General features: G+C 70.2%; 25 protein-coding genes. 14 read left to right on the top strand and 11 right to left on the bottom strand.

The features are described 5' to 3' along the window. Positions 1-9: 9 nt before the first annotated feature. The 3 genes from ACIA5G_RS02515 to ACIA5G_RS02505 all read right to left on the bottom strand — a co-directional run bounded on the left by ACIA5G_RS02515 (position 10) and on the right by ACIA5G_RS02505 (position 3,221). A complete protein-coding gene (locus ACIA5G_RS02515; protein ID WP_395920458.1) occupies positions 10-825 on the bottom strand; it encodes an alpha/beta fold hydrolase in 816 nt (271 codons plus the stop codon). A 2-nt stretch (positions 826-827) separates the two neighbouring features. Further along, positions 828-2,006: an Ig-like domain-containing protein gene (locus ACIA5G_RS02510; RefSeq protein ID WP_395920457.1), complete on the bottom strand. Its 1,179-nt coding sequence runs from the start codon at positions 2,004-2,006 to the stop codon at positions 828-830. Positions 2,007-2,165: 159 nt separating this feature from the next. Further along, positions 2,166-3,221 carry a UDP-N-acetylmuramate dehydrogenase gene (locus ACIA5G_RS02505; protein WP_395920456.1) on the bottom strand — a complete coding sequence of 352 codons (1,056 nt, stop codon included), beginning with the start codon at positions 3,219-3,221 and terminating at the stop codon, positions 2,166-2,168. Between the two features lie 24 nt (positions 3,222-3,245). Between ACIA5G_RS02505 and ACIA5G_RS02500 the strand changes: the two genes are divergently transcribed. The 5 genes from ACIA5G_RS02500 to purU all read left to right on the top strand — a co-directional run bounded on the left by ACIA5G_RS02500 (position 3,246) and on the right by purU (position 6,696). Further along, the gene (locus ACIA5G_RS02500) at positions 3,246-3,746 is read left to right on the top strand and encodes a DUF2505 domain-containing protein (protein WP_395920455.1); all 501 of its coding nucleotides are present in this window, start codon (positions 3,246-3,248) and stop codon (positions 3,744-3,746) included. Next, entirely contained in the window at positions 3,725-4,525 is an 801-nt protein-coding gene (locus ACIA5G_RS02495) for a class I SAM-dependent methyltransferase (protein WP_395920454.1), read from the top strand. The genes ACIA5G_RS02500 and ACIA5G_RS02495 overlap by 22 nt, the downstream gene beginning before the upstream one ends. Positions 4,526-4,588: 63 nt before the next feature. Further along, entirely contained in the window at positions 4,589-5,290 is a 702-nt protein-coding gene (locus tag ACIA5G_RS02490; protein ID WP_395920453.1) for a DedA family protein, read from the top strand. Further along, entirely contained in the window at positions 5,187-5,804 is a 618-nt protein-coding gene (locus ACIA5G_RS02485) for a maleylpyruvate isomerase family mycothiol-dependent enzyme (protein WP_395920452.1), read from the top strand. The genes ACIA5G_RS02490 and ACIA5G_RS02485 overlap by 104 nt, the downstream gene beginning before the upstream one ends. Before the next feature lie 16 nt (positions 5,805-5,820). Next, the gene (gene purU / locus ACIA5G_RS02480; protein WP_395920451.1) at positions 5,821-6,696 is read left to right on the top strand and encodes a formyltetrahydrofolate deformylase; all 876 of its coding nucleotides are present in this window, start codon (positions 5,821-5,823) and stop codon (positions 6,694-6,696) included. A 21-nt stretch (positions 6,697-6,717) separates the two neighbouring features. On the opposite strand, the gene ACIA5G_RS02475 is transcribed toward purU, so the two are convergent. Then, complete coding sequence (locus ACIA5G_RS02475; protein ID WP_395920450.1) at positions 6,718-7,767, bottom strand: NAD(P)-dependent alcohol dehydrogenase; 1,050 nt, start codon at positions 7,765-7,767, stop codon at positions 6,718-6,720. A gap of 102 nt (positions 7,768-7,869) precedes the next feature. Here ACIA5G_RS02475 and ACIA5G_RS02470 point away from each other — a divergent pair, with 102 nt between their 5' ends. Both ACIA5G_RS02470 and ACIA5G_RS02465 read left to right on the top strand, forming a co-directional pair. Further along, positions 7,870-8,469, top strand: coding sequence for a TetR/AcrR family transcriptional regulator (locus ACIA5G_RS02470; protein ID WP_395920449.1), 600 nt, complete (start codon positions 7,870-7,872; stop codon positions 8,467-8,469). 9 nt (positions 8,470-8,478) lie between these two features. Continuing rightward, the gene (locus ACIA5G_RS02465; protein WP_395920448.1) at positions 8,479-9,093 is read left to right on the top strand and encodes a pyridoxamine 5'-phosphate oxidase family protein; all 615 of its coding nucleotides are present in this window, start codon (positions 8,479-8,481) and stop codon (positions 9,091-9,093) included. Here the strand turns inward: ACIA5G_RS02465 and ACIA5G_RS02460 are convergent. Next, on the bottom strand, positions 9,062-9,394 hold the full coding sequence (locus tag ACIA5G_RS02460) for an ArsR/SmtB family transcription factor (protein ID WP_395920447.1): 333 nt from the start codon (positions 9,392-9,394) through the stop codon (positions 9,062-9,064). The two genes, ACIA5G_RS02465 and ACIA5G_RS02460, sit on opposite strands and share 32 nt — an antisense overlap. A gap of 70 nt (positions 9,395-9,464) precedes the next feature. Here ACIA5G_RS02460 and ACIA5G_RS02455 point away from each other — a divergent pair, with 70 nt between their 5' ends. Then, positions 9,465-10,097 carry a haloacid dehalogenase type II gene (locus ACIA5G_RS02455; protein WP_395920446.1) on the top strand — a complete coding sequence of 211 codons (633 nt, stop codon included), beginning with the start codon at positions 9,465-9,467 and terminating at the stop codon, positions 10,095-10,097. Here the strand turns inward: ACIA5G_RS02455 and ACIA5G_RS02450 are convergent. The 4 genes from ACIA5G_RS02450 to ACIA5G_RS02435 form a co-directional block, all read right to left on the bottom strand. After that, positions 10,094-11,110 (bottom strand): NADP-dependent oxidoreductase, encoded by a 1,017-nt coding sequence (locus ACIA5G_RS02450; RefSeq protein ID WP_395920445.1) that lies wholly within the window; start codon positions 11,108-11,110, stop codon positions 10,094-10,096. The genes ACIA5G_RS02455 and ACIA5G_RS02450 overlap by 4 nt on opposite strands. A gap of 98 nt (positions 11,111-11,208) precedes the next feature. Next, a complete protein-coding gene (locus tag ACIA5G_RS02445) occupies positions 11,209-11,643 on the bottom strand; it encodes an SRPBCC family protein (protein WP_395920444.1) in 435 nt (144 codons plus the stop codon). Positions 11,644-11,881: 238 nt separating this feature from the next. Further along, positions 11,882-12,028 (bottom strand): hypothetical protein, encoded by a 147-nt coding sequence (locus ACIA5G_RS02440; RefSeq protein WP_395920443.1) that lies wholly within the window; start codon positions 12,026-12,028, stop codon positions 11,882-11,884. 301 nt (positions 12,029-12,329) lie between these two features. Next, the gene (locus tag ACIA5G_RS02435) at positions 12,330-13,181 is read right to left on the bottom strand and encodes an NAD(P)H-binding protein (RefSeq protein ID WP_395920442.1); all 852 of its coding nucleotides are present in this window, start codon (positions 13,179-13,181) and stop codon (positions 12,330-12,332) included. A 64-nt stretch (positions 13,182-13,245) separates the two neighbouring features. Here ACIA5G_RS02435 and ACIA5G_RS02430 point away from each other — a divergent pair, with 64 nt between their 5' ends. Then, a complete protein-coding gene (locus ACIA5G_RS02430) occupies positions 13,246-13,743 on the top strand; it encodes a MarR family winged helix-turn-helix transcriptional regulator (protein WP_395920441.1) in 498 nt (165 codons plus the stop codon). A gap of 62 nt (positions 13,744-13,805) precedes the next feature. Further along, positions 13,806-14,549, top strand: coding sequence for a class I SAM-dependent methyltransferase (locus tag ACIA5G_RS02425; protein ID WP_395920440.1), 744 nt, complete (start codon positions 13,806-13,808; stop codon positions 14,547-14,549). Here ACIA5G_RS02425 and ACIA5G_RS02420 read toward each other — a convergent pair. Further along, positions 14,546-15,469, bottom strand: a complete 924-nt coding sequence (locus ACIA5G_RS02420; RefSeq protein WP_395920439.1) for an ABC transporter substrate-binding protein — start codon at positions 15,467-15,469, stop codon at positions 14,546-14,548. The two genes, ACIA5G_RS02425 and ACIA5G_RS02420, sit on opposite strands and share 4 nt — an antisense overlap. 138 nt (positions 15,470-15,607) lie before the next feature. On the opposite strand from ACIA5G_RS02420, the gene ACIA5G_RS02415 reads away from it, so the two are divergent. Genes ACIA5G_RS02415 through ACIA5G_RS02400 form a run of 4 tightly spaced genes read left to right on the top strand, consistent with a single transcriptional unit; the run spans position 15,608 to position 18,083 of the window. Then, entirely contained in the window at positions 15,608-16,315 is a 708-nt protein-coding gene (locus ACIA5G_RS02415; RefSeq protein WP_395920438.1) for an ABC transporter permease, read from the top strand. Beyond that, complete coding sequence (locus ACIA5G_RS02410; protein ID WP_395920437.1) at positions 16,312-17,025, top strand: ABC transporter permease; 714 nt, start codon at positions 16,312-16,314, stop codon at positions 17,023-17,025. The genes ACIA5G_RS02415 and ACIA5G_RS02410 overlap by 4 nt, the downstream gene beginning before the upstream one ends. Before the next feature lie 38 nt (positions 17,026-17,063). Next, complete coding sequence (locus tag ACIA5G_RS02405) at positions 17,064-17,900, top strand: helix-turn-helix domain-containing protein (RefSeq protein ID WP_395920436.1); 837 nt, start codon at positions 17,064-17,066, stop codon at positions 17,898-17,900. 15 nt (positions 17,901-17,915) lie between these two features. Next, positions 17,916-18,083 (top strand): DUF397 domain-containing protein, encoded by a 168-nt coding sequence (locus ACIA5G_RS02400; RefSeq protein WP_395920435.1) that lies wholly within the window; start codon positions 17,916-17,918, stop codon positions 18,081-18,083. Here ACIA5G_RS02400 and ACIA5G_RS02395 read toward each other — a convergent pair. Then, positions 18,080-18,631 (bottom strand): cadmium resistance transporter, encoded by a 552-nt coding sequence (locus tag ACIA5G_RS02395; protein ID WP_395921852.1) that lies wholly within the window; start codon positions 18,629-18,631, stop codon positions 18,080-18,082. The genes ACIA5G_RS02400 and ACIA5G_RS02395 overlap by 4 nt on opposite strands. Positions 18,632-18,633 lie beyond the last annotated feature (2 nt).

The raw sequence follows: 18,633 nt of genomic DNA, 5'->3' as shown, positions 1-18,633 counted from the left end.
TGCGTTACTTCAGCATTCCTCGGCGAACTGCCGCAGTGCCACGTCGAACTCGTCCGCGGACTCGGCGAAGGGCGCATGCCCCCCGTCAAGGAACCAACGCCCGACGGCACCCGGAATCTTCCCGAGGTGGTGTTCGGCCGCGGACGGCTCGATCACGCGGTCGGCCGTGCCGTGCGCGACGAGGGCCGGTTTGTCCAGCGTGACCAGCACTTCTTCACTGCCGATGTCGCGCCGGAAGAGCGCCGAACGCACCGCGGGAGGCACGCTCAAAGACGCACCGAGCAGGGCCTGCGCCTGGGTGCCCGGCACCGGGCCGGCCACCATCCCGCGGCTGAACGCGGTGAGCGCGGGGACCGCGATGTCCGGATCGTCCGAAAGCATGCCCCGCATGTGCTCGCGCATCAGCGGCCCGACACGTCCGCCCGGCCGTTCGCGGCCGATCTCGGTGATGGCGCCGACGAGCACGATGCCGCGCAGCCGTGCGGTGCCGTGCACCCGGATGTGGTCGGTCAGCACCAGGCCGCCGTACGACCAGGCGACGACGATCGCGTCCGGGCCGGCGAAGTCGAGCACCGCGGCGAGGTCGTCGGCCCAGACCACCGGGTCGTCGTAGCCGGCGGCCGGGACGTCGGAGGCGCCGTGGCCACGCAGGTCCATCGCGACGAGCCGGAACCGCTCGGTCAGCGCGGGGTCGGCCAGCTGCGCCGCCCAGGCCCCGGACGACTGCGCCCAGCCGTGCACGAAGACGATCGGCCTGCTGTTTTCGGCGCCCTCGACCCGCAGGCCGAGCCGCGTCCCGCCGTGCCCGACGACTTCGGTGCGCACCGTTACTTCGCGCCCATCGCCTGCCAGGCCGACCAGGAGAAGTTCCAGTCCTTGACGTCCGAGTTCATCGGCGCGCCCAGCTTGGAGCCGGTGATCTCGACCGGGTCGCCGACCAGCGCGGAGTCGAAGTAGTCCTTGGCGTCGGCTTCGAGCAGGTTGACGCAGCCGTGGGAGTTGTTGGTCTTCCCGATGTTGGCGGCGTTGTCCTGGTTCTCGTGGATGAACTCACCGTGGTTGGAGAACCGGCAGGCCCACTTCTTGTTGACGTTCGTGTAGCCGTAGCGGGCGTTGTCGAAGATCGCCGACGGCTCCTTGCTCATCACGATGTAGGTGCCGTTCGGGGTGTTGCGGTCGACCTCGCCGTCCAGGCCGTTCGCGCACGGGTAGCTCTTGACCTGCGAGCCGCCGCGGTAGACGTGCATCTGGTGTTCCGGCGTGTTGATCTTGACGACCTGGTTGCGGCCGATCTTGAACTTCGTGGTGACGTCGGCCTTGCCGTACGCGCCGCCGCCCAGCTCGACGCCGTACAGCTTCGCCTCGACGCTCACGGTGATGTTCTGCGGCCAGTACTCCTTCGGCCGGTAGTCGACCTGGCTGTCGGACAGCCAGCCCCAGGCGCCCTCGACTTCCTTGTCCGTCTTCACCGACAGCGCCTTCTCGACCGCCTTGCGGTCCTTGACCGGCGACTGGAACTTGACGCTGACCGGCATGGCCACGCCGACCTGCTGGTCGTCGGCCGGGTTGAGCGTGGCGCGGACCTGCTTCGCCGGCGAGATCGTGGTGAAGCTGCCGGTGAACTCGACCGGCTTGCCGTCGGTGCCGGTGGCCTTGGCCGCGTAGGTGTACTTCTTGCCGTAACCGAGCGGCTCGGAGCTGGTCCAGGTGAGGCCGTCGGGCGCGGTGTCCCCCTTGACGTCCTTGCCACCCTCGGCGGTCACCTTGCACTCGGTGAACTTGCCTTCGGCGACCTTGAGCACGACCGGCTTGAGGACGGAGGCGTCCTTCGCGTCGGCCGCGGGCTCGGCTGTGATCTTCGCCACGGGCTGCGCGCCGCCCTCGCCGTCGGCCCCCGCGGCGCCGGTGGGCAGCGCGGTGCCGTCGTTCGTGCTCGAGCAGGCAGCGGCGATCACTGCGGCCCCCGCCGCCAAAGCGGCCTTGAAGACCATGCGCCGTTCGATCACCGAAACCTCCCGAGTTTCCCCCACCGACCAGCGGGTCCAAGCCCTTAGCGCTGGTGACCGCTCTGACGTTACCCGCCGAAAGGTAAAGACCATCCGATCAGGTGGACATGCCTTTGTCGACAAAGACGTCTCATACACGTCCAGGTTGCCCGGTTCGGCTCAAATCACGCAGTTGATCAGTAAAGGTTCCGGGTGCAGCCGGACGCCGAAACGCTCGTACACCCCGTCGCGGACTTCGCGGGCCAGGGCGAGCAGGTCCTCCGTCGTCGCGTCGCCGCGGTTGGTCAGCGCGAGGGTGTGCTTCGTCGACAGCGACACGCGGTTCCCCGGCCCGGGGTACCCCTTGGCGAAGCCGGCGCGCTCGATCAGCCAGGCCGCGGACAGCTTCACGCCGCCGTCGGCCGGGTACTGCGGGACGTCGCCGTCGACACTGCCCGTGATGCGCGCCAGGACGGCTTCCGCCTCGGCCGACGGGACGATCGGGTTGGTGAAGAACGAGCCCGCGCTCCACGTGTCGTGGTCGTCGGCGTCGAGCACCATGCCCTTGCCGCGACGCAGCTTGAGCACGGCTTCGCGCGCGTCGGCGGCCGGGACGCGGGCGCCGATCCCGACGCCGAGCGTGCGCGCCAGTTCGGCGTAGCGGATGGGCGCGGAGAGGCCGTCCCCGCGGATTTCGAAGCGGACCGACAGGACGACGCCGCTGTCCGTGCCCTTGAGCACACTGGTGCGGTAGGCGAAGCCGAGCTCGTCGGCCTTGAGCGTCCGCACTTCGCGCGTCCGCCGGTCGTAGAGCTCCAGCGAGACGATCGACTCCGCGACTTCGCAGCCGTACGCGCCGACGTTCTGGATCGGCGTCGCGCCGACGCTGCCCGGGATGCCGGAGAGGCATTCGAGCCCGCCCAGCCCGGCCTCGACCAGGCCGGCGACGAACGTGTCCCAGTTCTGGCCGGCTTCGACCTCGACGACGTCGCCGTCACGCCGCCAGCCGGTGTTCGCCACCTCGACGAGCGTGCCGTCGAACCCCGCGTCGCCGACCACCAGGTTGGAGCCGCCGCCGAGCAGCAGCACCGGTTCGCCCGCCGCGTCGGCCTCGCGGACCGCCGCGACGAGGTCTTCGCTGGTCACGGCGCTGACGAAGTGGCGGGCGGGGCCGCCGAGGCGCAGCGTGGTGTACGCGGAGAGCTTCGGGAGTGCGGGAGTTCGGGCGGAGTTCACGCGTCTGACGGTACTGTCCGGCTCATGGGATCCCGGATCGAGCACCGTGCTGACTTCACCGCCGACGTCGCATCCGCGTACGCCGCGGTGGCCGGTGAAGACGCGCTGCGAGCGCGCCTGGAGCAGCTCGGCGGGCACGCCGCGGCGCTGCTGTCGTACGAGGTCTCCGAGAAGGGCCTGCGCTACCAGCTGCGGCAGGGCATCAGCGCCGACAAGCTGCCGCAGGCGGTCCGGACACTGCACAAGGGCGACCTGATGGTGACCCGCACGCAGATCTGGCAGCCCTCTGGCGCCGAGTACCAGGGCAAGGCGGCGGTCGAGGTCGGCGGGGTCCCGGGTGAAATCACCGCGCGGACGGCGCTGCTGGTCGACGGCGACAAGACGGTGCTGCGGACCAGCGGCGAAGTGGTCGTGCGGATCCCGCTGTTCGGCGCGAAGCTGGAGGGCGTGATCGCCGAGCAGGTCACGAAGCTGCTGGACCGCGAAGCCGAATTCTCCGCGAAGTGGCTGGCCGAGGCCGCCTGAGCCCGGTCGGCGCGCCGACCCGAGGAACGACCAACCCGAACCGCCTGCGCCGGGTCGACCGGTGGATCGCTTCCGCGCCGCCGACCACGCGCCTGCTGCGTGCTTCGGACTCGCCGCTGGTCGTCGACCTGGGTTACGGCGCGTCCCCGGTGACGACGGTCGAGCTGGCGCGGTGGCTGCGTCAGGTCCGCCCGGACGTGCGGGTGCTGGGCCTGGAACTGGACGCTTCGCGGGTGGCTTTTGCCCAGTACGCGGCATCACCACCGTGGCTTTCCTTTCGCCGCGGCGGGTTTGAGCTGGCGGGGACCCGGCCGGTGCTGGTGCGGGCGTTCAACGTGCTGCGCCAGTACGCGGAGGACGAGGTCGCGGGCGCGTGGCAGCTCATGCTGGATTCGATGCCCGCTGAAGGCTTGCTGGTCGAGGGCACCTGTGACGAGATCGGCCGGCTCTCGACGTGGATCTTGGTATCCCGCGACGGCCCGGTCTCGCTGACGCTGTCGGTGCGTCTGGCGGGCTTGGACCGGCCGTCGACGGTGGCCGAGCGGCTGCCGAAGGCGCTGATCCACCGGAACGTCCCGGGTGAGCGGGTCCACGCGCTCTTGTCGGCACTCGACGCCTGCTGGGCGACGGCGGCCCCGCACCAGGCGTTCGGCGTCCGCTCCCGCTGGCTGGAAACGGTGCGGCTGCTGGTTTTGCGGGGGTGGCCGGTGCTGGGCCCGCCGTCGCGGGTGCGGCTGGGTGAGCTGACCGTCCCGTGGGCCGCCGTCGCCCCCGCCTGAACGTTCACCGAGGCACCCCCACTGCGTCACCCGGAGGTGACCTGGGGTGATCACCATGAGGACGTGGAACTGCTGGCGCACGTCACCGAGCTGCTGCGCGGCGCGCTGGGCTCGCCGTGGCTGTGGGTGCTCGTCTTCGCCGTGTCCGGATTGGACGCGCTGCTGCCGTTCATGCCCAGCGAGACGGCCGTGGTCACCGTCGCCGTGCTGCTCGGGCCCGATCCCGCGGACCTCGCGCTGCTCGCCGTGGTCGCCGCCGCCGGGGCGTGGGCGGGCGACTGCCTCGGGTACGCCGCCGGGCGGTCCGCGGGGCCGCGCGCGATCGCGTGGCTGCAGCGCGGGCCGGACGGGCGCCGCCGGTACGAGTGGGCGCAGGACCAGGTGCGGCGCAACGGCGGGCTGCTGATCATCGCCGCGCGTTACCTGCCGGGCGGGCGGGTCGCCAGCGCGCTCGCGAACGGCAGCCTCGGTTGTCCGCTGCGCCGGTTCGTGCCGCTCGACGCCGCCGGCGCGGCGATCTGGGCGGTGTACAGCGTGCTGATCGGCCTCGCCGGCGGAGCCGCCTTCGCCGACGAACCGGTGAAGGGCCTGTTGCTGTCCTTCGGCCTCGGACTCGGCCTGGTCGTCGCGATCGAGGCCGGCCGACGGCTACGGTCGGCTCATGCGGGAAGCGATCGACATCCACGCGGACGCGCTGAAGCGGGCGGCGCTGAAAGCCGGGCCGGCGGCGCCGGTGCCGAACTGTCCGAAGTGGACTGTCCATGACCTGGTGGGGCACATCGCGTTTGTGCACGGCTTCGCCGTCGGGCTGGCCGTGAACCGGCCGGTGCGCCCCGAGCCGCCTGCGGACTGGGCAGACCTGCTGGGCTGGTGGGACGGCCAGCGCCTGGCCCTGCGCGAAGCACTGGCCCGCGACCCGGAAACCCCGGCGTACTCGCCGTACCCGGGCTTCGGCACGACGGTCGGCGATTGGACGCGCCGGATGGCCCACGAGACGGCGATCCACCGCCTCGACGCCGAATCGGCGCTCACCCCGGCGCCGGCGACGCGCTTCTCACCGGACTTCGCGAACGACGGCGTCGACGAATACCTGACGTACCTCACCCCGCGCCGGGGCATCACGGCCGACGTGCGCGTCACGACGCCGGAGCGCACGTGGACCCTGGGCACCCCGAACGCCGAGATCAACGGCGCCGCCGACGACGTCTACCGCGCGCTGTGGGGCCGTCCGCACCAAGCGTCGGTCACGGGTGACCTCACACCACTGGCAGCACCCTGAACCGCGGCGAGGGAGAATGCCCGTCGTGACCGCTCCCGAACGCCGCTACGTCATCACCTTCGGCTGCCCCGACCGCACCGGCATCATCGCCCGGATCTCCGGGTTCCTCGCCGAGCACGGCGGCTGGATCGTCGAAGCGGCCTACCACACCGATCCGGACACGGGCTGGTTCTTCACCCGCCAGGTCGTGCGCGCGGACTCACTGCCGTTCGACGCCGCCGGCCTGCGCGCCCGCTTCGCCGAGGTGGCCGCGGACCTGTCCGCGGACTCGAGCTGGCAGGTCAGTGACACCGGTGAACGGCGGCGGGCGGTGATTCTGGTGTCGAAGGCCGGGCACTGCCTGTACGACCTGCTCGGGCGCGTGGCGTCCGGGGAGCTGGACGTCGACATCGCGGCGGTGATCGGCAACCACGAGTCGCTCGCCGACATCACCCGCGCGCACGGCATCCCGTTCCACCACGTGCCGTTCCCGGCCGGCGGTAAGGCCGAGGCGTTCGAAGAATTGCGCAAGCTGGTCGACGAGCACGACCCGCACGCGGTGGTGCTGGCCCGGTTCATGCAGATCCTGCCCGCGGACCTGTGCCGCGACTGGGCCGGCCGGGCGATCAACATCCACCACAGCTTCCTGCCGTCGTTCATCGGCGCTAAGCCATACCACCAGGCGCACACGCGCGGGGTGAAGCTGGTCGGCGCGACCTGCCACTACGTGACCGCGGACCTCGACGCGGGCCCGATCATCGACCAGGACGTGATCCGCGTGGACCACGGCGACTCGGTCGAGGACATGGTCCGCAAGGGCCGCGACATCGAGAAGGTCACCCTCGCCCGCGGCCTGCGGTGGCACCTGGAGAACCGGGTGCTGGTGCACGGCAACCGGACAGTGGTGTTCTGACGCGGTTGCCGTGCTCCTTCGTCACGCCCCGATGGTCGAGGCGTCGATGACGAACCGGTAGCGCACGTCGGAGTTCTCGACCCGCTCGTAGGCCTCGTTGACCTTGTCGGCCGAGATCGTCTCGATCTCCGCGCCGATGCCGTGCTCGGCGCAGAAGTCCAGCATCTCCTGGGTCTCGGCGATGCCGCCGATCATCGACCCGGCCAGCACCTTGTTGCCGCCCAGCAGCGAGAAGGCGTTGTAGTTCAGCGGCTCGCCGGGCGCGCCGACGTTCACCATCGCGCCGCCGACCTTCAGCAGGCCGAGGTAGGCGTCGATCGGCAGCTTGGCCGACACGGTGTTGAGGATGACGTCGAACTTGCCCTTGAGGACGTCGAACGTCGCCTCGTCGCTGGTCGCGTAGTAGTCCGTCGCGCCGAGCTTGAGGCCGTCTTCCTGCTTCTTGAGGCTCTGGCTCAGCACGGTCACCTCGGCGCCCATCGCGGCGGCGATCTTGACACCCATGTGCCCGAGGCCGCCGAGGCCGATCACGGCGACCTTCTTGCCCGGCCCCGCGCCCCAGTGGTGCAGCGGCGAGTAGGTGGTGATGCCGGCGCACAGCAGCGGCGCGGCGATGTCGAGGCTGATGCCTTCGGGGATGCGGCAGACGAAGGCGTCCTTCACGACGATCTGGTTGCTGTAGCCGCCGTAGGTGTTCTCGCCGTCGAAGCCGACACCGTTGTACGTCTGGATGTTGCCCTTGACGCAGAACTGCTCGGTGCCGGCCAGGCAGTATTCGCACTCGCCGCAGGAGTCGACCATGCAGCCGACGCCGACACGGTCGCCGACCTGGTACTTCGTGACGTCGGAACCGACCGCGGCGACCACACCGGCGATCTCGTGGCCCGGGACCATCGGGAAGATCGCCTGGCCCCAGTCCTCCTTGGCCTGGTGGATGTCGCTGTGGCAGATGCCGGCGTAGGCGATGTCGATCAGGACATCGTCGGCGCGCAGCTCGCGGCGCTCGATCGTGGTCGGTGCGAGCGGCGCACCCGGCGCCGGGGCGGCGATGGCGTGCGTGGTGGTGCTCATGGAACCCTCCAAGTTCAAGTACCGTGGTGTTCGTAAGAGGTCTCTTACATCTCTACGTAAGAGGGGTCTTACATATTTCGATCGGGAGATGTGATCCAGGTCATGGGCGGCAAGTACCACCACGGCGACCTCCGGGCCGAGCTCGTGCGCGTCTCGCTCGACCTGATCGCCGAGCAGGGCCTCGAGGGCTTCTCGGTCGCGAAGGTCGCGAAGCTGGCGAACGTCAGCCCCGGCGCGCCCTACCGGCACTTCCCCACCCGCGAGAGCCTTTTGGCCGAAATCGCCTGCCACGTGGCCTGTCAGCTGGCGGAACGCGTCGCGGCCGCGGCGGCCGAGCACGAAGACCCGGCGGACGCGCTGGCCGCCGCCGCGGGCGCCTACACGCGCTACCTGATCGAGCGCCGGGCCGGGATGAACGTCATCTACGCCGAGGGCCTCCACGGCCCCGAGTACGTCACCCTCCACGAGCAGACCCGCCGGCTGACGGACGAGTTCCTGATGCGCTGCCTGGCGGTCGCCCCTAATCCGGAAACGGCGCTCGAGCTGATGGAGCAGCTGTTCACCCAGGCCCACGGCTACGGCACGTTCCAGCTCGACGGCGTCTTCGTGAAGCACGGCTATTCGGTGGATCTCGTGGTGAAGAAGTCGACCGAGGCCGCCCGCATCGCGATCGCGGGCCGGACTGTCGGTGGTCCGCGCTAGCTTGGGTCCATGGGGACCATCGAGACGCACGAAGCCTTGCGCGAGCTGATCGGCGAGGCGAAGCCGAGGACGCAGCAGAAGATCATCGACCACCTCGACGAGCACGCCCGGAACCTGATCGCGCATTCGCCGTTCGTGCTGCTGGCGACGTCGGCGCCGGACGGCAGCTGCGACGTCTCACCGCGTGGCGACCCGGCGGGCTCGGTGCTGGTGCTCGACGACCGGACGCTGGTGCTGGCGGACCGGCCGGGCAACAAGCTCGCCGACAGCTTCCGCAACATCATCGACAACCCGCACGCGGGGTTGCTGTTCGTGGTGCCGGGGATGAACGAGACGCTCCGGGTCAACGGCCGCGCGAAGCTGCTGTCGGACGCGCCGTTCTTCGATTCGCTGGTGGTGCAGGGGAAGCGCCCGAAGCTTGCGATAGTCATCGAGGTCGAAGAGCTCTACATGCACTGCGCGAAGGCGTTCCTGCGGTCGTCGCTGTGGGACCCGTCGACGTGGCCGGAGCGCTCGACCTTGCCCACCTTGGGCACGATCCTGCGCGACCAGCTGTCTTTGCCGACGTCGGCGAAGGAGCTGGACGACGACCTCAACGAGCGGGCGATGACCCAGCAGTACTGATCCCGGCGACCACGTCGAGCAGGCCGGGGAAGCGCCGGTCGAACTCGTCCCGGCGCAGGCGGACGAAGGTGCCGTTGCCGGCGTCGCGCTGACGGACCAGGCCGGCTTCGCGCAGCACCCGCCAGTGGTGCGTGCGGGTCGACTTCGCGATCGGCAGCGGGAACGACGAGCAGGCGCGTTCGGCGCCGTCGCCGTCCACCAGTTCCAGCACCACCGCGCGGCGGTGCGGGTCGGCGAGCGCGGACAGCACCGCGCCGAGGTCGACGTCGGCCATCGCCGGGATCGGCAGTTCACCGGGCATGCTGGACATGGTACGACAGCTGTCGTACCTTCGGGCAGGTACGAACACCTTCGAACCTCCGGAGACCCGCATGCTGTGCGTGTTCGACGTCAACGAGACGCTGCTCGACCTCGCCGCGATGGATGCCGAGATCGGCAGCCCCGAGCTGCGGCGCGAGTGGTTCGAGCTGGCCATCCACACCGTGCTGACCGTCACCGCGACCGGCGGCTACCGCGACTTCGCGGGCATCGCCGGTGAAGCGGCGGTCGAGGTCGCCGCCCGGCACGGGCGGGAGCTGGATCTCTCGAAGATCGGCGCGGCCTTGCGCTCGCTCCCGGCCCACCCGGACGTCGAAGCAGGGCTGGTGAAGCTGCGCGAAGCGGGCCACGACGTTGTCGCGCTGACGAACTCGCCGCTCGCCACGGCCGAGGCGCAGCTGCAGAACTCGGGACTGGCCAAGCTCTTCGACCGGATCTTCTCGGCCGAGCAGGTCGGCCGCCTCAAGCCGGCGCCCGAGCCGTACCGGCAGGTCCTGGACGCGTATTCGGTCGAGCCCCGGGACGCGGTGATGATCGCCGCGCACGACTGGGACATCGAAGGCGCGCAGGCGGCGGGCCTGCGGACCGCGCTGCTCGCCCGCCCCGGCGTCCGGCCGCTGCCCGGCAGCGCCGAGCCCACCTACACGGTGTCGACGCTGCCGGAACTGGCCGAGCTGCTGGGTTAGTCCGCGATCCGGACCAGCATCTTGCCGGTGTTGGCCCCGGACAGCAGGCCGAGGAACGCCTCGGGCGCGTTGCGGATGCCGTCGACGAAGGTCTCGCTGTACTTGATCTCACCGGAGCTGACCAGCGGCGCGATCTCGCTGACGAACTGCTGCTGCAGGCCCCAGTGGTCGAGCACCAGCAGGCCGCGGATGGTGATCCGCTTGGCGATGATCTGCGCGAGGTTGCGCGGCGCCGGGGTCGGCTCGGTCGCGTTGTACTGGGAGATCATCCCGCAGACGGCGATCCGGCCGTGGAGGTTGATCGAGTTGATGGCGGCTTCGAGGTGCTCACCGCCGACGTTGTCGAAGTAGACGTCGATGCCTTCCGGCGCCGCCTTCTCGAGCTGCTCGGCGACCGGGCCGTCCTTATAGTTGAAGGCCGCGTCGAAGCCGAGGTCCTCGACCAGGTGACGGACCTTCTCCGCCGACCCCGCCGAGCCGATGACGCGCTTGGCGCCCTTCAGCTTCGCGAGCTGCCCGACGAGCGAGCCGACCGCACCGGCCGCACCGGACACGAAGACGGTGTCACCCGCCTTGAACTCGGCCGACTCCAGCAGGCCCGCGTAGGCGGTCAGGCCGGGCATGCCCAGCACGCCGAGGTACGTCGACAGCGGCGCGGCATCGGCGTCCACCTTGACGAAGCGCTTGGCGTCGAGCACGGCGTGGGTGCGCCAGCCGGCCTGGTGCAGCACGTGGTCGCCGGCCTTCACGCCGTCGATGTTGGACTCGACAACCTCGCCGACCGCCCCGCCGGACATGACCTCGCCCACCGCGAACGGCGGCGCGTACGACTTCACGTCCCGCATGCGGCCGCGCATGGCCGGGTCGACGCTCATGAACAGGTTGCGCACCAGGATCTGGCCCTCACCCGGGCTGGGGATCTCGGTGTCCACGATGTCGAAGTTGTCGTGCGTCGGGAAACCGTCCGGGCGCGAGGCCAGCCGGATCTCGGTCGCCTGGGTGGGTGCGTTCACCGTCGAACTCCTAGGGTCGAGACGTCAAGCGGGGCAGGCGCCCCGGATTTCATCGAGTAGAACCAGCTAACCGGGGCGCACATTCCGATTGTGACGCGCTACACGATCTCCGCAAGTTTTCCGAGCACGCCGTCGTAGATCTTCTTGAGCCCGCCCGGCGCGAAGGTCTTCTCGAAGAAGCCGCCGATGCCGTCCGCGCCGTCCCAGGTCGTCTCGATCCGGACGAGGCTGTGCTCGCCGGCCTCGCTGACCGTCCAGGTGGTGACCATGCTCGAGTTCGCGTCGGTCTCGACCAGAGTGCCGGGCTTCGGCTCGGTGACGGTGGCCTTGACGTCACGCACGCGCTTGGACGTCGCCTGCAGCTTCCACCCCGCCTTGGTCCCGGCGCCGACGCCGCCCTCGGTCACCTCGTAGTCGCGGTAGTGCTCGGTGAGCAGCTTCGGCCGCGTTTCGGCGTAGTCGGCGACGAGCGCGCGGACCTTGTCGGCCGGGGCGTCGATCGTGCGCTCCGCGGTGGCCGTGACCTTTCCCATTTCACTCCTTGTGCCGAGGTACCGGACGGGACCCACGATTCCACCACCGCCCGGTTCCCGGGGAGCCGCCCTACATGGTGAAATCCGCGACATGGCCGGTGGCTCGCCCGGCGAAGGTGGGCACCGGCCGGGCGAGGACCTTCCCGGCCTCCGCCGTCGGCTAGAACCGCGGCCGTCCACCACCGCCCAACCCCGGGGACCCGCCCTACGCGGCGGAATCCCCGACATGGCCGGCAGCTCACCCCGGGAACATGCGCGCCGGCCGGCCCAGGACCTGCTCGACCTCCACCGTCGGCGGGACCTGCGGCCGCGCGAGGTTCGCGGCGTGGCGCGCCACCGTCGCGGCGACAAACGCTTCGGGAGACCGCCGGCCAGCATGCCGCACGCTGCCGCGTCGGCCGGCACCTCGTGGAAGGGGCAGCGGCCGGCCTCTGGAGACCCGCCCTACGCAGCGGAATCCCCGACATGGCCGGTGGACCACCCCGGCGAAGGTGCGCACCGGCCGGCCGAGGACCTGCTCGGCCTCGGCCGTCGGCGAGAGCCGCGGCCACCCACCGCCCAGCCCTCGGGAACCCGCCCTACATGCGTGAAATCCGCGACATGGCCGGCACCCCACCCGCCGAACGTCCGCCGGCCAGCCGAGGACCATCCCCGCCTCCACAACCGCCCACCCCCGGAGACCCGCCCTACACAGCGAAATCCCCGACATGATCGGCAGCCCACCCACCGAACGTCCGCGCCGGCCGGCCGAGGATCTTCTCGGCCTCCGCCGTCGGCGGGAACTGCGGTTGCGCGAGGTTCGCCGCATACCGCGCCATCATTGCGGCGACGAACGGCTCCGGGAGACCGCCGGCGAGCATGCCGCGCGCGGCAGCGTCGGGCGGCACCTCGTGGAAGCGCAGCGGCCGGCCGAGCGCAACTCCGATCTGCCGGACCATTTCCGCGTGGGACAGCGATTCCGGGCCGGTGAGGTCGACGCGTCGGCCGAGCAGGTCGTCGTCGCGCAGGGCGCGGGCGAGGACCTCGACGAGGTCCCGCTCGTGGATCGGCGACTCCTCGAAGCCCGCGTGCACGTACCGGACGTCGTCGCCTGCCCGGATCTGGGCGCCCCACGCGGTCAGAGCGTTGAGCGCGAACGAGCTCGGCCGCACGCTGACCCACTCCAGGCCGCTCGTCGCTGCCGCGTCGTCGGCCTCCTTGTTGCGGTCGCCGCGGAATCGCGACGGTTGCGCGGCCAGGTCGTCGTCCACGTTGGCTGCGGCGAGCGCGACCACCCGGCGCACGCCGAGCTCCCGCGCCAGCGCGACGACCTCGTATGCCGCGTCGCCGACCGCGCGCGAGTGCAGGAACAGCGTGTCCGCGCCGCGCAGCGCGCCCCGGAGGCTCTCCGGCCGCTGTGGGTCGGCTTCGACGACCTCGACACCGGACGCGAAGCCGGCGTCGAGCGGCGAGCGCGTGACGACGCGGACGCCGTCGGTCTCGAGTTCGGTGGTGAGGAGGCGGCCGACCAGCCCGGTCGCCCCGGTGAGCACGATCATGGTGAAACCCTTCCCCCGCGTTACCCTGGTGCCTGAAGTCCAGATGATACGAGGAGCATATCATATGAGTTCCGTAGCGAGTTCCGGCGGAGATGCCGCGCGGCGCCGGCGGAGGTCGACCGTGGCTCTCAAGGAGTCGCTGCGCGATCTGCGGAACCAGCTTTCGCTGCTGAACCACCAGGTCAGCGCCCGGTTGGCGCTCAAGGACGTCGACCTGGACTGTCTCGAGCTGATCGCCCGGAACGGCCCGCTGAGCCCGAGCGCGCTCGCCCGTGGCGCGGGCCTGCACCCCGCGACGATGACCGGCATCCTCGACCGGCTCCAGAAGGGCGGCTGGATCGTCCGGGAGCGCGACCCGGACGCCGCCGACCGGCGCGCGATCGCCGTACGGGCGGTCCCCGGCCGCAACGGGGAGCTGTTCCGGCTCTACTCGGGCATGAACGCCGCGCTGGACGAGATCTGCGAGGAGTACAGCGAGGCCGAGCTCGAGCTGATCGCGGACTTCCTCCGCCGCGCGCGGTCGGCCGGCACCGCCGCGACGGGTGATCTGGCCAACAGCTGACGAGCGTTTTTTGTGCTGTACTCCCCAGCATGTGGCAGTCGGGTGACGCGTACGAGGCTTTCATGGGGCGGTGGAGCCGCCGGCTCGCGGAGACGTTCGTGCGGCGGCTCGACGCCCCGGCGAGCCGCCGCTGGCTCGACGTCGGCTGCGGAACGGGCGCGCTGACGTCGGCGGTCCTGACGGCGGCCGACCCGGCGGAGGTGGCGGGCGTCGACCCGTCGGCGGGCTTCCTGGAGACCGCCCGCGAGCGCGTGACCGACCCGCGGGCGTCGTTCACGCTCGCCGACGCCCGGGAGCTGCCCTTCCCGGACGACCGCTTCGACGTCGTCGTGTCCGGGCTCGTCCTCAACTTCGTCCCCGATCCGGCCGCGGCCGCGGCCGAGATCAAGCGGGTGACCGTTTCCGGTGGATCGGCCGTGGCCTACCTGTGGGATCTCGCCCAGGGCATGGAGCTGCTCCGGCACTTCTGGGACGCCGCGGCGGAGCTGGACCCGGCGGCCGCGGACCTGCACGAAGGCCGCCGGTTCCCGCTCTGCCGCCCCGAGCCGCTCGGTCGCTTGTGGACGGACGCGGATCTCACCGGGGTGTCGGTGAGCGAGATCAAGATCCCGACGGTGTTCGCGGGCTTCGACGACTACTGGCAGCCGTTCCTCGGCGCGCAGGGCCCGGCCCCGGCGTACCTCGCGACACTCCCCGAGGCCCGCCGGGACCAGATCCGTGAACTACTGCGCAGCCGCCTGCCGACGAGCCCGGACGGCTCGATCCCGCTGTCGGCCCGCGCCTGGGTGGTCCGCGGAACCGCTTAGAGACCGGCCTGCGCCAGCCAGTCCTTCGCGACGTCTTCGGCCTTCTCACCGTCGGAGTCGACGCGCTTGTTCAGGTCCCGCATGACGTCGGTCGTCAGCTTCGCGCTCACCGCGTTCACGGCGTTGGCGAAGTCGGCTCCGCGCTCGTCGAGCACCTTCTTGTTCACCGCGGGCACGACGTTCTCGGTCGGCACGATGTTCAGGTCGTCCTTGAGCACCGTGTAGTTCGAGTCGCCGGTCAGCGGGCTGACGGAGTCCACCGGGATCACCGTGACGGCGCCCGACTTGAGCTGCTCGACCCGCGGCCCGGCCTCCTGGATGGTCTGGAAGGTCGCGTTCGTCAGCTTGTAGACGTCCTTGAAGCCCTGGAAGCACGGCAGGCGCTTCTCGCACTCCGGCGGGCCCGCCATCACGACCTTGTCCAGCTTCTTCAGGTCGCTGATCGACGCGATGCCCTTTTCCTTGGCCAGGTCGGACTTGATGATGTAGGTGTTCTTGTCCTCCGCCGCGGCGAAGTTCAGCAGCGCGACGCCGCTGGGCTCGAACAGCTTCGCCAGCTGCTCGTGCTCCTCCTGCGCCGTCTTCCCGGCGTCCTTGCCGAAGCCGGTGGTGATCGCCGCGCCCTGGTACTCCGGGACGAACTGCAGCTCACCGGACTTCAGCGACGGGTAGATCAGCTCCCGCGACCCCAGGTTCAGCTTCTTCGTCACCGGGTAGCCCTTGGCCTCCAGCGCCTGCGCGTAGATCTCGGCGAGGATCTGGCTGTCGGTGAAGTTGAAGGACGCGACGACGATCGGCGCCCCGCCTTTGCTCTGCGCGGCGGGTTTGTCACCGCTGTCGCTGCCACCCCCACAGGCGGCCAAACCGAGCGTGGCCGCGACGGCCACCGCCACCACGGACGCGTTCCGGAACCAGCGCACGAATCCCCACTCCCTCGTCACTCGAACAGACGAAAGGACCCTAGCGCCGCCCACCGACAAGTATCCACATGTTGGGAGAAACGGTCCCAGATTCCCAGCCTTCGGAATTTGACCGCCCGATCGGGGTAGGGTCGGCCGGTGCATGTGACCGCGGTGACCCCGCTGGCCGCCGACAGTGTCGACAACGGGCCCCCGATCTTCCAGTGGCGGTGGGTGGACCGGAACGCCGACGACATCGTCCAGCGCCTCGGCGAGCACGTCTCGCTGACGGCCGCCGCGCTCGGCATCGGCCTGGTCGTCTCGATCGCGCTGGCCGTGGTGTCGCTGCGCTTCCGCTGGTCGTACGGGGTCATCCTGAGCACCGCCGGCGCGCTGTACGTGATCCCGAGCCTCGGCGCGTTCGCGGTGCTGGTGCCGTTCTTCGGGCTGACGTTCGTGACGGCGATGATCCCCCTCGCGACGTACACGCTCCTGATCCTGGTCCGCAACATCGTCACCGGCGTCGACCAGGTGCCGAACGAGGTCCGCGAAGCCGCGATCGGCATGGGCTACACGCGCGGCCGCCTGCTGTGGCAGATCGAGCTGCCGCTCGCGCTGCCGGTGGTGATCGCCGGCCTGCGCGTCGCCGCCGTGACGACGATCGGCCTGGTCACGGTGACGTCGATGCTCGGCCTCGGCGGGCTGGGTTACTTCATCCGCGCGGGCATCCAGACCGCGACGCCCAACCCGACGGAGATCATCGTCGGCGTGGTTCTCTCGGTGGTCCTGGCGGTGGTCGTAGATCTCTTGCTGTGGCTCAGCGAGCGCCTGCTGGCGCCCTGGACCCGGAAGGTGCGGGCGCGATGAGCTTCTTCGACCAGCTGAACGCGTGGCTCGCGGACCCGAACCGCTGGAGCTGGACCGACAAGGCCGGCATCCCGTACCGGACGCTGGAGCACCTCAGGTTTTCTTTGCTGGCCTTGGTGATCGCGGCGGTGCTGACGATCCCGGCGGCGCTGTGGCTCGCCCACTACCGTCGCGGCGCGTTCCTCGCGAGCAGCGCGGTGAACATCGGCCGCGCGATCCCGAGTTTCGGCCTGATCATCCTGTTCTGGTTCCTGGCCAGCCGCTGGGAGCTGGACACGACGTTCTGGCCGTTGCTGCTGGCGCTGGTCGCCTTGGCGATGCCGCCGTTGTTCACCAACACGTACGCGGGCGTGGTGTCCCTGGAACAGGACACAGTGGACGCAGCGCGCGGCACGGGTTACCGCGAGGGGCAGATCATGCTGCGCCTCGAGCTGCCGCTGGCGTCCCCGGTCATCCTGGCGGGCGCGCGGGTGTCGTTCCTCCAGCTGATCGCGACGGTGGCGATCGGCGCGATCGTCAACGACGGCGGCGGCCTGGGCCGCTACATCGTCGACGGCTTCGCGTTGGGAGCCCAGGGTTACGGCGAGATCTTCGCGGGCGGCCTGGCCGCGGTCATCCTGGCGCTGGTGTGCGACGGCGCGTTCGCGCTGATCACCCGTTTGGCCACACCCCGAGGTCTGGCCCTGCAGAACGCCCGGCGGGAATCGTAGGAATCTCACCCTGAGCAGTCACACCTTACGATCCGTGCATGGATCGGCCGAAGCCCAACGCCCGCAAGCGCCTGCTCGCGAACAAGCTCAGACGGCTGCGTGAGGACGCCGGACTCACCCAGGTCGAAGCCGGCGACCCGATGCGGTTCAACAAGAACAAGATGAGCCGCATCGAGCTGGGTCATCTCCCCGACTACAACGGCTTCCTGGCGCTGCTCGACCGCTACGGCGTGATCGTGTCGGACTACGACGAGTGGATCCTCCAGTACGACCGTGCGTGGGAGAAGGGCTGGTGGCACGGCTACGGCCTGAACGACCTGGGCTATGTCCCCCTCGAAGCCGACGCCGACGAGGTCCGCACCTACCAGCTCGGTCTCATCCCCGGCCTCCTGCAGACCGAAGCCTGGATGCGTGCGGCCTTCGGCGGCACGCGCGACCCGATGTCCGGTCGTCGGCTGGAGAACGCGGTCGCCGTCCGCCTGCGCCGCCAGACCCGCCTCACCGAAGACCCGCCTCTCCTGCTGCACGCGATCATCGACGAGTCTGCGCTCCGGCGCGCCGACCTGCTCCCGAACGAGCAGGTCGCGCAGCTGGCGCACATCATCGAGCGCGCGCAGCTGCCCAACGTCACCATTCAGGTCGTTCCGTTCCACCACGGCCTTCACAGCGGCCGGGACGGTAGCTTCACCATCCTCAGCTATCCGCGCCTCAACGAGCCGGACATCGCTTACGTCGAGCACGGTTTCGGCTCGCTTCAGTTCGAGAAGGCCAAGGACGTCAACGCTGCTAGGCTGATTTTCCGCCATCTTGCCGATCTCGCTTTGGACGAACCGGATTCGGTCGAACTGATCCGGCGGGTGATCGCGGAAACCTGACAGGAGGCGACCATCGTGCAGTGGCGCAAGAGCAGCTACAGCTCCGGCGGTAACCAAGGCGACTGCGTCGAGGTCGCCGTCGCAGCTGACGTGGTCATGGTGCGGGACTCGAAGGCACCGGCGTCCGGCACGTTGACCGTGTCGCCCGAAACCTGGCGCCACATCGGGGAAATCGCCCGCTAGAACGCGCCGACCAGGATCAGCACGCCCAGCGCGATCAGCACCACCGGCAGCACAACGTGCCCCCACCGCGCGAGCACCCGCGCGACGCCCGGCCGCGTCGCGAGAAACCGCCCGGCCACGCACCACACGGCCACGCCCACCAGGAACACCACGCTGTAACCGACAAGCCCGGCGGGCCCGGTCGCGGCGAAGGCGGGCACGTACACGCCGACGTTGTCCCCGCCGTTCGCGAAGCACACGGCGGCGATCCCGAGCACCCCGGTCGCCACCGCGGGTTCGTCGTCGTCTTTGCGCCAGGCCTGCCAGGCGGCCCGGATCCCGAGCAGGATGGGCAGCACGCCCAGCCAGCGGACGGCGCCGTCGGGCAGCAACCCGGCCCCGAGGGCCCCGGCGACCGACGCGGCGAGGATCGCGCCGAACCCGAGGAACTGCCCGGCCACGACCGTGCGCCCGGCGGCCCGCCCGAAGAAGACGGCGAGCAGCACCAGATCGTCGACGTTCGTCACGGCGAACATCGCCGCGGCGCGTCCGACCAGCCCGAGGTCCAGGC

Origin of the sequence: Amycolatopsis sp. NPDC051758, assembly GCF_044453095.1 — a bacterium.
GTDB lineage: Bacteria > Actinomycetota > Actinomycetes > Mycobacteriales > Pseudonocardiaceae > Amycolatopsis.
This window is presented reverse-complemented; position numbering and strand designations above follow the sequence as displayed.